Origin of the sequence: Sulfurimonas sp. (assembly GCF_041563035.1) — a bacterium.
Lineage (GTDB): Bacteria > Campylobacterota > Campylobacteria > Campylobacterales > Sulfurimonadaceae > Sulfurimonas.
In genome coordinates, this window is the sequence record NZ_JBFFNS010000013.1 from 34,057 (window position 1) to 47,135 (window position 13,079).

Sequence of the window (13,079 nt, forward strand, 5' to 3'; positions counted from 1 at the left end):
AATGTTATACATAATATGTGCTTTAAAATCAGAAGCTCAAGCTTTTGTCGATAAATACAAACTTCCAAAAAACAGGCAAAATGCACAAATCACTCTAATAGTAAGCGGGGTAGGCTCTGAGAATATGTTTAATGCAACAAAAGATGCTGTAACTAATATGAGTAATAATGATACAATCATCAATGTAGGCATCTGTGGTGGAGATAAAAAGTTTGCTATTGGGGAGCTTATAGATGCAAGAGATGAAAATCTTACATGCGTAGTATCTGAAATCTCAGAACATGGTCAGTATGAACTTGTAGATATGGAATCTGAGGGGTTTTTAAAAGCTGTGCAGAATGTAGAGAATAAATATATTTTCAAAGTCGTATCAGATCATTTTGAACCTCATAAAGTAACCAAAGATAAAACGAAATCTCTTATATTTAATGTTATAGATGATATAAACAATAAAATAAATTTTAAGGCCAATTAATGAAATACATCATTTTACTATTACTAGCTATTTTAACTCTAAATGCAAGCACATCTGAGGAAATGAAACTAAAAAAACAGATTGGCCGTATGCTTGTTATAGGATTTGAGAATCAAAGCGTTAATCAAAACACTGAAATTGTAAAACAGATGCAGAAATACGATCTTGGTGGAGTTATTTTATTTGATAAATTTTATCAAAAAAGAAGCATCACTAAAAATATAGATTCACCAAAACAACTTCAAGAGCTAACTTCAAAACTTCAAAAATTCTCACGAAAACCTCTTTTAATATCTGTTGATCAAGAGGGTGGAAATGTAGCACGACTAAAACATTACTATGGATTTGATAGATTTCCATCTGCAAAAGAGGTCTCATTTCTTTCAACAAGACAGGCAAAAGATATATATGACAAACAATCACAGATGCTTGAAGAAAATAATATCAACTGTAACTTTGCTCCTGTTGTTGATTTGGATATAAATCCTAAAAACAAAGTTATCTCAGAACTGGAACGCTCATTTGGAGATTCAGGTCAAAAAGTAACTAAATACGCAAAAATAATGATAGATGCACAGGCAAAGCATAATGTCATAAGTGTTTTAAAGCATTTCCCAGGTCATGGTTCATCACTTGGAGATTCACACAAAGGTTTTGTAGATATCTCAAACACTTGGACTCAAAAAGAGTTAATACCCTATCAAAATCTTATAGATGCAAACAAAGTAGATATGATAATGAGTGCTCATGTTTTTAACTCTACACTAGACCCTAAATATCCTGCGACACTTTCATATAGTATAAATACTAAACTCCTTCGAGAAAAGATGGGCTTTAAAGGCGTGCTTATAAGTGATGATTTGCAGATGAAAGCAATCACAGAGCATTACACTCTAAAAGAGACAGTTACAAGAGCTATAAACTCAGGCGTAGATATTCTTCTCTTTGGAAACCAGTTAGCATCTAATAATGCAGATGAGTTGGTTAAACTAATCTACTCTCAGGTTAAGAGTGGATCTATTTCAAAGAAAAGGATTGAAGAAGCAAACACAAGAATAGAAAACTTGCATACAAAAAACTCTATAGTTCAACGACCAATAGAGTTTGGTGAAGAACGCATAGAGATGACTAAAGCTTACATCAAACAGCACTACGCTCTAGAGACAAAAGACATAACAATAGACCCCAAGGTTATAGTTCTACACTGGACTGCTGTTATGGACTTCGAGGATTGCTTTAAACGACTAAAAGGAAACACACTCTACAGTGACAGAGGTGATATAGCAGATGCTGGAGCACTAAACGTATCTTCTCACTTTTTGGTAGCTCGTGATGGGACTATCTATCAGCTAATGCCGGACAATTGGATGGCGAGACATGTCATAGGACTTAACTACTCAAGTATCGGTATAGAAAATGTTGGTGGAGAAGATAATGTTAAAGATGATTTAACTCCTGCGCAAGTAGAATCAAATATCAAACTTGTAAAATATTTAAAAGCAAAGTATCCAAACATAGAGTACCTCATCGGTCATCATGAATATCAAGAGATGGAAAGGTCTGCTCTTTGGTTAGAAAAAGATGCAGAGTATAGAACAGAAAAAGCTGATCCTGGAAAGAAGTTTATGAATAAGGTCAGAAAGAATGTTAAAGAATTAGGACTAAAGAAACCATAGATGCAAAGTGCTTTCTCATCTCTTGACTGGTCTGTTTTTGGAGCTTATTTTCTAATTCTCGCCATTACTTCATACATTTTAGCTCAGGCAAAAATAAAAACTTCAAGAGAGTACTTTGTAAGTGCCAACTCCATGCCTATGTTTGCAGTTGCCATCTCTGTTTTAGCCACGTCTCAATCAGCCGCAACCTTTTTAGGAGCACCTGAGTTTTCATACAAAAACGATTTTACCTTTATAGGTTTTTATATCTCTGGTTTGGTCGCTGTTATCTTTGTGGCCTATGTTCTTATCCCTAAGTTTTACGCTATGAGAGCGGTTACCGTTTATGAACTTTTAGAGACTAGATACGGCGAGTCTGCAAAGAAACAAGCGGGGATCATGTTTCTCATCGGTCGGGTGCTTGCAAGCGGGGCAAGACTCTACATAGGTGCTTTAGCAATCTCGATGATTCTCTTTGGAGATATTATCTTCATAAATGTTCTACTCTCTATCATCATACTGATGCTTGGAGCCTTGGTCTATACATATTTTGGCGGTATAAAGTCTGTCATTTTAAGCGACATCATTCAAGCCATTACCTATGTCGGAGCAGGTATTGTAGTACTTATCTATCTATACTACTCTCTTGATAGCATAAACATTATGCAAGTGCTAAGCGAGAACGATAAACTCCGTCTTGTTGATACTTCATTAGATGGGAAGTTTAGTATCATCGGGCTATTAAGCGGTTGGCTGCTTCTAAATATTGCCGCTTTTGGAATGGATCAGGATATGACTCAAAGAGTTCTTAGCTGTAAAAATAAACAAGAAGCTGCAAAGTCTCTTATCGTCTCCATCTTACTTACCATCCCTGTAGTTTTACTCTTCCTTGCCATCGGTGCCCTACTCTTTGTCTTTTATCATCAAGCATCCGTAGTACAAAGTTTTGATGGAGAAAACATCACTATATTTATGTACTACATCTTAAATGAGATGCCAGACGGCCTTCGCGGTTTAGTAACTGTCGGAGCGATTGCCGCAGCACTTTCAAGTACAAACTCGGTTCTTGGAGCTATGGCATCTGTAGCCATCGAAGACCTATATAAACCTTGGAAACTAAGACAAGGCAAAATAGATGAGATGCACTTTGTTAAAGCATCAAAAAGAGCAGTTGTATTTTTTGCAATTGTCTTATCTATAATGGCAGTTGTCAGTTACTTCTGGCAAAGATATAGTGACCTCTCACTAATCAGTTTTGCACTTGGTGTTATGGCTTTTGCATATACTGGTCTCTTAGGAGTTTTTTTCTCAGCTATATTTACAAATAGAGGAGACTCAAAACTAGTTCCTTTTGCGCTTGTCGGTGGCTTTATAACCGTACTTTCACTTCAGCCTTACACTTTTGGCATCAGCCTTGGTTTTTCATGGCAGATAGTCATTGGGACGATTGTTGCTTTTGGGATTATGCAATTAAAATCTTCTAAGGCTAAAAATGAGTGAACTATATATCGGTGTTATGTCAGGGACAAGTATGGACGGTGTCGATATAGCTCTTTGTGAGATAGACAGCACTAAATGCTCTCTTGTAGACTCTGCACTATATCACTACGATGGTGAGCTTGAGTCTGAAATACTTAAAGTTATAAACGGCTCCACTACACTAGAGCAAATAGGCACTATTGATAACAAGCTTGGAAATATGTTTGCAGATATAATAAACACATTTTTAAAATATAAAAAAATAGACCCTTCAACCATAAAAGCTATAGGTCTTCATGGTCAAACACTCTGGCACGCTCCAGATGCTGACAACCCATTTTCAATGCAACTTGGGTGTCCTAATGTCGTAAGTGCAAAAACTGGCATCCAAGTAGTAGCGGACTTTAGAAGAATGGATATGGCAAATGGTGGGCAAGGTGCACCTTTTGCTCCCGCTTTTCATCAAGAAGTATTTAAGCATCTGGATAAAAAAACAGCTGTTTTAAATATTGGTGGAATGGCAAATATCACCCTTTTGGGTGATACGTTAAAAGGCTGGGATACCGGCTGTGGAAATGTTCTGATGGACTACTGGAGTATAAATGATTCAGATATTGGTTATGACCTCAATGCCGAGTTTGCTCTTAGAGGAGAAGTTAAAGAAGATCTTCTTGATAGTTTTTTAAAAGATGAGTACTTTGCCAAACTTCCTCCAAAGAGTACAGGACGTGAATATTTTAACGCTACTTGGCTTGCAAACCATCTTCCACTTTTTGACACTATAAAAGCAGAAGACATCCAACGTACTCTGCTTGAACTAACAGCTAAAAGTATCGCTAATGATGCCAACAATACAGATGCAGAGCTTCTTATAGTCTGTGGTGGTGGCGCACAAAATCCACTTCTAATGCAAAGACTAAGTGAGCTGTGCAAGGCAGATATAAAAGTCAGTGATGAGTTTGAAGTAAGTTCTAGCTACATGGAAGCAATGGCATTTGCATGGCTTGCATACAAAAGAGTTCATAGAGAAGTTGTAGAGCTCTCAAGCGTAACAGGTGCTACAAAAGACTCTATTTTAGGCGGAATTTATGGATAAGACAAAAGCGTGGTTGGGTACTACTCCCTATAGAGACTATGAGATAAGCATAGCATCTGCAGATGCAAGTTTTAGAAAATACTATAGGCTGTCTGGGGCGAACAAAACACTCCTGCTTATGGACTCATCACTGGAAAAAGATTCTCTTGCTCCTTTTATAGATGTGACTTCAAGACTCTTGGATGTAGATGTTAATGCTCCTAGGATTTTAGAGAAAAACCTTAAAGATGGTTTTTTGATTATTGAAGATTTTGGGAATATTCACTATCTAAATATACTAAATGATACAAACTACAAAGAGCTTTACTCAAAAGCAATAGATACAATCATAACTATGCAAGATGCAGATACAAAAGATTTACCACTTTACGACAAAGCTTTTTTACATTTTGAGATGGATTTGATGAAAGATTGGTACTTAGAGAAGAACCTAAAAGTAACTCTAAATAAATCTCAGAAAAAGACCATTGAAAAGTCGCTAGAGACAATCTCAAATGTAGTTCTTTCTCAGCCACAAAACGTCTTTGTTCACCGTGATTATCACTCAAGAAATATCATGTTGACAAAGGATGACAAAATAGGTGTTATAGACTATCAAGATGCAATGAGAGGAGCGATTACTTATGATCTAGTCTCGCTTCTAAAAGATTGCTACATTGCTTATGAAAGAGAAGAGATAGAAAAACTTGTTTTAGAGTTTCGTGACAAAAAAGGCTTGGACGCAAGCAATAGCGAATTTTTAAAATGGTTTGACTTTATGGGAATGCAACGACATATAAAAGTCCTAGGAATCTTCTCTAGGCTATTCCTGCGTGACTCTAAAGACGGTTACTTAAAAGATATTCCCCTAACACTAAAATACACTATAGATGCAGCTAGCAGATACGAAGAGACAAAAGATTTGGCAGAACTTTTAAAAGAACTTCAATGAAAGCGATGATACTCGCAGCTGGTCGTGGTGAGAGAATGCGACCGCTTACAGACACTCTTCCAAAACCACTTCTTGAAGTTAGAGGAAAACCTCTTATAGTCTGGCATCTACAAAAGCTTGCACAGAATGGCTTTAGAGATATAGTAATAAATATTGCTCACCTTGGATATAAAATACCAGAAGCTCTTGGCGACGGCTCGAAATATGGAGTAAATATAACTTACTCTGATGAACAAGACGAAGGAGCTTTAGAGAGTGCAGGTGGAATCGTAAAAGCTTTAGCTCTTCTCGGTAATGAACCTTTTTTAGTTGTTAATGGCGACGTCTTTTGTGACTATGATTTTGATGCTGATTTTGACCTAGGAGAGAATTTAGCCCATCTTATTTTAGTTCCCAATCCTGAGCATAATTTGGACGGAGACTTTGGCTTAAATGGAACTTCCGTTTTAAATGAAGACCAAATAAAATATACTTTTTCAGGCATAGGCTACTATAATCCAAAACTATTTAGTGAGTTAGAATATGGCAAATCTGCTTTAGCCCCACTACTTAGAGAGAAAATAAAAAATAAAAAAGTTACTGGTGAACTATATAAAAATATGTGGCATGATATCGGTACACCACAAAGATTGAAAGATATAAATAATGATTAAATTACTTTTAGCTGCACTAATAGCAAGCACACTATCGGCAAAATATACAAACTGTGAATTTCAAAACAAGCATTACATAGATGTGTGTAAAAAGGCTGTCAAAAATGGTGTCTCATACAACTATGCGAACAAATTTTTACTTTCTTATTTTAAAACACAAAAGTATGATGAGATAAGTTGGAAGTATCTTCAACCTCGTCATATAAAGACTCATAAAAAGAGTGAAAAAAAAGCTAATAATGTATTGGTAAAACATATTCCAAAAATAGTGCTCCATCTACAAAAATACAAAGAGGTCTATGACTACAGCGAGAAAAAGTATGGTGTAAATCGTGAGATAATAGCAGCTATACTAATGAAAGAGACAAAACTTGGAAAGATAAAACCAACTCATGATGCCTTTATAGTATTTAATACCATCGTTGTTAGAACAGATCCAAAAACTTCACGCCAAAAGTGGCTGCTAAAGATGGGTAAAACCAATATGGTCTCCATCATCACACACTGCTATAAAAAAGGGGTAGAACCTGAACAGTGTAATCTACCGAGTTCTTATGCCGGTGCTGTTGGCATTCCTCAGTTTATGCCAAACAGTTTTGTATATACAGATGGCTATAAATCTAAACATGCTGATCTGACTAAGATGGAAGATGCTATTGTCTCTGCCAGTAAATTTCTTCATAAAAAAGCGAATTTTTCTGAGCTTATAAAGTGGGACAAGATGCCAAATATGCCAAAAGTAGAATCAGAGTGGTATGACTATGAGCACAAATATGAAAATGCTTCACTTGTTTACACAGAGAACAAGCATGGGAAAAAGTATAAGTGCTTTACATGTAAGAAAAAAGATTTTGATTATTTTAAAGAGTATGCTAAAAAGATTATGAGGTATAACAACTCATCTAACTACGCTATCGGGGTTATGAGGCTGGCATACGACTCACACTATTTGCTCAGTAAATAGTAGCCTTCAGCGTATGAGTCTTTCCCGGTTCTACTAATCTAAAATCATCAAATGCATTGGCTGATTCGATGCAGACAAAATCCTTATATGCCTCATCTCTCATAGCACTCATTCTTTTACCTTTTTCTATCCAAGGATTCCAGATTACTACTGAAGATGAACCTTCATTGTTTATGTGGATAGTTCTATCTTTATCTGTTAGTAAGATTTCAGAATTTACCTCTTGGTAAACTCTATCTACTTCCTCTTCAAACACAACATCTCCACTTTGAGTTAATTGCTCATTTGTAAGAGCATCTAAGAATGGTTTTTTATCAAGACCTTTTACTTTTGCATCTGAAATATGTGAAACAGGAAAATAAGTATGAAGAGCTTGTGTGATTTTAAAAGTTTTATCATCAATGTTTTTTGTAGTAAGTTCCATAGTAAGCTTGTCTGAGACAGTTACTTTTAACTCCAGTTCAAACTTGTATGGCCATAGAGTTAATGTCGCTTCTGAGTGCTTTAAAATGAGTATAACTTCCGTTGTGTTGGCATCTAACTCTTTAGTACTTGTATGTTCAAACAACGCTGTCCTTGCAAAGCCGTGCTGAGGCAAGTTTGGGTTATTCATTCCAAAAGATGGCCAGCAGACAGGAATTCCACCACGGATGGCTTTGCCCACTTCAAAATCACTTATTTCACTAAGCCACAAAAGAGGTTTTTCACCTTTACGAGAGTAGTGAAAAATATGTGCTCCTTGAAGTGCGATCTTTGCAGATGCAGAGGCGTTGTTTATTTCAACAATTACCATGATGATTTCTTATGCCATTTAACTGCATACATAAGTATAAAGAGATAACAGACTATGCCAACTAGATATGATGACTGCATATCTCCACTTATTTGAGCGACTTTACCAAATGCAAGTGGAAGTATCGCTCCGCCGGCAATTGCCATGATTAGAAGTGCACTTCCCTGAGCTGTGTACTTACCAAGACCGTCTAATGCCAGAGGCCAGATAGTAGGCCAGACAAGAGCATTGGCAAATCCAAGAAGCGCAACGAAAGTAACCGTATCTGGAAGTGTAGGTACTCCACTCCATCCCCATAAGATCTCTGATATTTGATGTGAAGTGCTCGAACTGTAAGCAACTCCTATTAAAAACAAAATCCCCACAATAGCAGAGCTCATAAGTGCTTTTTCTTGTGAAAGAAACTTAGGTATAAAGGCAACTCCGACTAGATACCCAAAAACCATAAAGACCATCGTATAAGATGTAAGCGCAGTTGCATTTTCAACATTCAGTCCTTGAGCATAAAGACCGATAGTATCACCGGCTATAACTTCTATACCTACATAAAAAAATAGAGCAACAGCCCCAAGTACAACACGAGGAAAATGAAAAATTGTATCTTTATCGTAAGAATCCTCTTTTTCAAACTCCAACTCTGGAATAGATGAAAACTTTACTAAAGCTATCAGTCCAGTTAAAACAACTGCCATGATGATGTATGGAATAATAAGCCTAGACGCTAACTCTTTTGTATCTATAGACGCAAGACTCTCAGATGATAGAGATGGAATATCTGCTAGGATTAAAGATGTAAAAAGAAGTGGAACTAAGACTCCTGCACTTTTATTTATCAATCCCATAATAGAGATTCTCATTGCGGCACTCTCTATTGGTCCAATCAAAACCACATAAGGGTTAGATGCAGTTTGAAGTATTGTAAGCCCGGTTCCAAGAGTAAATAGTGCCACTAAAAATAGTAAAAAGTCAGCACTAAGAGCGGCAGGGATAAAAACTAAACTACCCACAACCATAACTCCCAGACCAATGGCCATACCATTTTTGTATCCAGTACGTTCAAGTACAAATGACATCGGCAGAGCCATAACCGTATAAGCTATATAAAAAGCAAAAGTTACAAAGAGAGCTTGAAACTCATTCAAGTCACAGATGACTTTTAAAAATGGGATAAGTGAACCATTTAACCAAGTTACAAAACCAAAAATAAAAAATAAAAGACCAATTATTATCATTGCAAACGAGTTAGTATGGTTTCTACGCAAATTTTAATCCTTCGAGATATTTAGCAACTCCGTCTTCATCATTTGTATGAGGTAGAATAATATCAGCCTCATTTTTAACTTCCACCTGTGCATTCGCCATTGCAACAGAAGTCGCTGCTAATGCAAACATCCCTAAATCATTAAAATTGTCACCAAATACAGTAAGTTTAGAGAGATCAAACCCGCTGTACTCGCTAACACTTCTAATGCCATGAACTTTGTCAGCATCTTTATGAAGAATAGTTAAAAAATAGCAGCCGACATAAGCCTCAGGTGCTAGGATAAACTTTAAAGAATTTCCAAATATTTTCTCTAAAAGAGCTGCTAACTGACGAAGCAGTTTCTCTTCACCCATATAGACTATTTTAAAGTTATCATCCATTGCTCTGATTTCTTTGCACTCCTGCAAGTTATCATCTTTTGCGTAGCGAGTAAGTACTTCTTTTTGGTGCTCATTTAAAATGCTTGAATAAAGGAAAGCCTCATTTAGATTCTCATCTGCAAGTGCTAAAACAAATGGATATATACCAAACTTTCCACCTTCATTTATAATAATATCTGCTATCTCCTTACTTATAAACTTAGTGTCAATTATCTTTTTGTCCATAGTTGCTACTAATGCACCATCGAGAAGAATCATGGGAGCATTTATATGTACATTTTCTAAAAACTGTGCTGTTTTTTTGTATGTTCTTGCAGTCGCAACGCTTAAAATAGAGTTTGTAGATTTTGAATTCCAAATAGTTTTAGTATAATCACTAATAGATAAATCAGTTTTCAAAAAAGTATGGTCAAGGTCTGTAATATAAATATTTTTCATGTTGAGATTATAACCAAAATAGGAAGAAGTAGATGAAGAGAGCAATAATTACCGGTGCGAGTAGTGGGATTGGCAAAGAGATATGTAAAAGACTTCTAGAACTACACTATGAGGTTATCGGAATCAGTAGAAGTATAACAGATGAGGAGTTTAACACTCCGCATTTCACGCCACTTCAAGCTAATCTATCAGATGAAAAATCAACACTTCTAACCTGCAACAGTTTAAAAGATGAAAAGATTGATATGTTAATAAACTGTGCCGGTTTTGGAAGGTTTGAGCCGCATGAAGAACTAAGTCCAAAGACTATTACGGATATGACTTTTTTGAACCTGACAGCGCCGATGCTTCTAACAAATGCTCTACTTAGATCTCTGAAGAAAAATGATGGATATCTTATAAATATCAACTCCATCGAAGCTATCAAAACGAGTAAATTTGCAGGTGTATACAGTGCCACAAAAGCTGGTTTAAAAGCCTTTAGTGATTCTCTTTTTGAAGAGACCAGAAAGAGCGGACTTAGCGTAACAAACATAAATCCGGATATGACTCAGACATCTTTTTATGATGAACTGCGTTTTGACACAAGCGATAAAGAAGAAGAAAGACTATTGGCATCTGATATAGCAGATGCTGTTGAACATATTCTCACTATGAGAAAAGGTGCAGTCATAAGCGACTACACAATAAGAAGTTTGAAATTTGGAATTTCTAAAAAAAGTAAATAGTTAAGACTAGAGTTTAATATCTAACTTATTTATTTTTTGTCTTTCTGTAGATCGAAGAAAAGCTATATTTTTTTTAATTTTATTCATGGAGATTTTCGTCTCATCTTGAAGTGTATATAAAAGCTCGGTAGCTTCTTTGAGAAGGTAAATTGCCTGTTCAACCTCTTCTGCTTCACTTAATTCTGGAATATCATCCAAAAGCGCATCTAAAGCGTCAGTGTTTTTTTCAATAATGGCTATTTTTAATTTAGTTAGCCACATTATTAGTTTCTCTCCAAGCGTCTAAAAGACCTCTGAAAACATTACTAACCTCATCAAGTTGTTCAATATTCTTTTCAACTCCAGCAGATGCTAAAAGTTGAATCTGATAGTTGTAAAGACCTTCTAAATATGTAGCAACGTCACCTTGGGAAGTGTCCAAAACTAAAATAAGCTCGGTAATAATAGCTATAGAACGATTTGTCCAATAAACTCTTTTTTCAATATCACCATCTTTGATAGCTTTTTTTGCTTGTGCATTAAAACGAAGAACACCCTCATAAAGCATCTCTATAAGTTTTGCCGGAGACTCGATTCCTACATTGTTTTGTGCATAAATATTATGAGCATTACTACCATACATGTTAGATCCTTTTTTACCATCTTTACTAATTTCTTTCATGATAAATATATCGACATTTCAAATACTATCTTTAGCTATTTTCCTACAAATTTAGCTATTTTGTGCTGCTGTTTGAGCATTTGCTATCTGAGCAAACATTGATGATGCTGAGTTTAGTTTACTTATTATCAAATCATAAGCAGCAAATCTTCTTGCCATGATTTCATATTTAGATTCCAGTCTCTCATTTGCCAATGTTTTTTTATCTTCAAGAGAACTAATAGAGTCTGTAATAGAGCTTTTTAATTGATCTAATGTAGCATCATATTTTGTATATTCCTCTATTTTGGTTGCATATTCATTAAATGCACCATCTAACTCTGTAGTTGTACCATCTCCATTATCAAAAGTTCCTCCGGCAAAAAAAGCTTCTACATTTGCAGAATTTTCATCCATTTTTGTAGTTAAAACATCTTTATCAAGTGTCATAACCCCTTCTTTATCTACATCAAAACCATAATCAATTAACGAACCAACACCGCCGCCTATACTTTGTACCATATCCTCAATAGTAGACAACATATTTTTTATAGTACTTTCAGAAGAGAATGAACCTCTAGTTTCACTATCTACACTTGACAATACCATCTTTTTAATGCCAGATACAGATTCATTGTATTTTTCTACAAAACTATCAAATTTTGCCATTATTGTTTCGCGGTCTTGAGATATATTCACTTGAGATGTACCAACTTCTTTTAAAGTGATACTTACTCCACTAAGTAAATCATCTACAGTATTACTTGTACGAGATATAGGTAACCCATTAAATGTAAAAGCTGCATTGACACCACTCTGAATGGCAGCTGCATCAAAATCAGTACTTAACTTTGAGTCTATTGTACCAGTTACATCTGTGATCGTAATATTTTGTGTTGTACCCGTATCAGCGGAGCTTATAAATAGTCTAAAATCAGTAGCACCGATTTGGACAACTGTTGCATCTACTTTATCTCCGGCGACATCATTTATCAAGGCTTTTAACTCTTTAAGTGTAGTCGTATCTGTATAATCTATTGCAAAATCTTGACCATCAATATTTAAATTTATTTGTCCTGCGCCACCAGACACTAAAGCATCCTCGCTAGCAAATGAACCAGACTGCTCTATTTGTTTTGTAGCTAAAGTTGTAACATTTAGACTGAAATCTTGTATATCACTACCTGCAGCCGCTGTTACAGCTACTGATGTCCCAGTTATTTCAGCCCCTCTTTCGTCATACAAACTACTGCTATTTAGTTCATTAATACTATCTATTAGATTTGTCATATACGAATCTATAACTTCCAAGTCATCCTGTTTTTTATTTTCAACAGTAAGCTTGCTACTAATAGGAGTAACATACTTAGCATTATCCGCAGCTCTAAGTTGATCAATAACATCTTGAGTTAATATACTTGAACCAGCTCCTAGTGAACTAATACCCATAACAAATCCTTTCCTTTAAATAATCTTTCATTATTATAATATCTATTGACTGTAAATCGACCATATAATAAATATCTTTAATCACAATATATTTGGTATTATTATTGCTCAATAATTGAATAGAAAAATCTGTT

General features: G+C 35.5%; 14 protein-coding genes. 8 read left to right on the plus strand and 6 right to left on the minus strand.

From position 1 onward, the window contains the following. The first annotated feature begins 1 nt into the window (after window position 1). From ABZC13_RS09370 to ABZC13_RS09400, 7 genes are read left to right on the plus strand one after another with little or no spacing between them, the layout of a single operon-like run. Window positions 2-475: a hypothetical protein gene (locus ABZC13_RS09370; RefSeq protein ID WP_373002741.1), complete on the plus strand. Its 474-nt coding sequence runs from the start codon at window positions 2-4 to the stop codon at window positions 473-475. Next, window positions 475-2,151 (plus strand): glycoside hydrolase family 3 N-terminal domain-containing protein, encoded by a 1,677-nt coding sequence (locus tag ABZC13_RS09375; RefSeq protein ID WP_373002743.1) that lies wholly within the window; start codon window positions 475-477, stop codon window positions 2,149-2,151. Before ABZC13_RS09370 ends, ABZC13_RS09375 begins: the two co-directional genes overlap by 1 nt. Next, window positions 2,152-3,630 carry a sodium:solute symporter gene (locus tag ABZC13_RS09380; protein ID WP_373002745.1) on the plus strand — a complete coding sequence of 493 codons (1,479 nt, stop codon included), beginning with the start codon at window positions 2,152-2,154 and terminating at the stop codon, window positions 3,628-3,630. Then, a complete protein-coding gene (locus tag ABZC13_RS09385; protein ID WP_373002746.1) occupies window positions 3,623-4,705 on the plus strand; it encodes an anhydro-N-acetylmuramic acid kinase in 1,083 nt (360 codons plus the stop codon). The genes ABZC13_RS09380 and ABZC13_RS09385 overlap by 8 nt, the downstream gene beginning before the upstream one ends. Beyond that, the gene (locus ABZC13_RS09390; RefSeq protein WP_373002748.1) at window positions 4,698-5,636 is read left to right on the plus strand and encodes an aminoglycoside phosphotransferase family protein; all 939 of its coding nucleotides are present in this window, start codon (window positions 4,698-4,700) and stop codon (window positions 5,634-5,636) included. Before ABZC13_RS09385 ends, ABZC13_RS09390 begins: the two co-directional genes overlap by 8 nt. Then, the gene (murU, locus tag ABZC13_RS09395) at window positions 5,633-6,289 is read left to right on the plus strand and encodes an N-acetylmuramate alpha-1-phosphate uridylyltransferase MurU (protein ID WP_373002750.1); all 657 of its coding nucleotides are present in this window, start codon (window positions 5,633-5,635) and stop codon (window positions 6,287-6,289) included. The genes ABZC13_RS09390 and murU overlap by 4 nt, the downstream gene beginning before the upstream one ends. Then, window positions 6,282-7,253 carry a lytic murein transglycosylase gene (locus ABZC13_RS09400; RefSeq protein ID WP_373002752.1) on the plus strand — a complete coding sequence of 324 codons (972 nt, stop codon included), beginning with the start codon at window positions 6,282-6,284 and terminating at the stop codon, window positions 7,251-7,253. Before murU ends, ABZC13_RS09400 begins: the two co-directional genes overlap by 8 nt. On the opposite strand, the gene ABZC13_RS09405 is transcribed toward ABZC13_RS09400, so the two are convergent. From ABZC13_RS09405 to ABZC13_RS09415, 3 genes are read right to left on the minus strand one after another with little or no spacing between them, the layout of a single operon-like run. Continuing rightward, a complete protein-coding gene (locus ABZC13_RS09405; protein WP_373002754.1) occupies window positions 7,243-8,046 on the minus strand; it encodes a D-hexose-6-phosphate mutarotase in 804 nt (267 codons plus the stop codon). The genes ABZC13_RS09400 and ABZC13_RS09405 overlap by 11 nt on opposite strands. Next, complete coding sequence (locus ABZC13_RS09410; RefSeq protein ID WP_373002756.1) at window positions 8,040-9,308, minus strand: sugar MFS transporter; 1,269 nt, start codon at window positions 9,306-9,308, stop codon at window positions 8,040-8,042. The genes ABZC13_RS09405 and ABZC13_RS09410 overlap by 7 nt, the downstream gene beginning before the upstream one ends. Further along, entirely contained in the window at window positions 9,301-10,128 is an 828-nt protein-coding gene (locus ABZC13_RS09415) for an HAD-IIB family hydrolase (RefSeq protein ID WP_373002758.1), read from the minus strand. Before ABZC13_RS09415 ends, ABZC13_RS09410 begins: the two co-directional genes overlap by 8 nt. Window positions 10,129-10,160: 32 nt before the next feature. On the opposite strand from ABZC13_RS09415, the gene ABZC13_RS09420 reads away from it, so the two are divergent. Then, window positions 10,161-10,856 carry an SDR family NAD(P)-dependent oxidoreductase gene (locus tag ABZC13_RS09420; protein WP_373002760.1) on the plus strand — a complete coding sequence of 232 codons (696 nt, stop codon included), beginning with the start codon at window positions 10,161-10,163 and terminating at the stop codon, window positions 10,854-10,856. A 6-nt stretch (window positions 10,857-10,862) separates the two neighbouring features. On the opposite strand, the gene ABZC13_RS09425 is transcribed toward ABZC13_RS09420, so the two are convergent. The 3 genes from ABZC13_RS09425 to fliD all read right to left on the minus strand — a co-directional run bounded on the left by ABZC13_RS09425 (window position 10,863) and on the right by fliD (window position 12,945). Then, window positions 10,863-11,117, minus strand: coding sequence for a hypothetical protein (locus ABZC13_RS09425; RefSeq protein ID WP_373002762.1), 255 nt, complete (start codon window positions 11,115-11,117; stop codon window positions 10,863-10,865). Next, complete coding sequence (fliS, locus tag ABZC13_RS09430) at window positions 11,104-11,478, minus strand: flagellar export chaperone FliS (RefSeq protein ID WP_373002764.1); 375 nt, start codon at window positions 11,476-11,478, stop codon at window positions 11,104-11,106. The genes ABZC13_RS09425 and fliS overlap by 14 nt, the downstream gene beginning before the upstream one ends. 90 nt (window positions 11,479-11,568) lie before the next feature. Then, window positions 11,569-12,945 (minus strand): flagellar filament capping protein FliD, encoded by a 1,377-nt coding sequence (fliD, locus tag ABZC13_RS09435; protein WP_373002766.1) that lies wholly within the window; start codon window positions 12,943-12,945, stop codon window positions 11,569-11,571. Window positions 12,946-13,079: the final 134 nt, after the last annotated feature.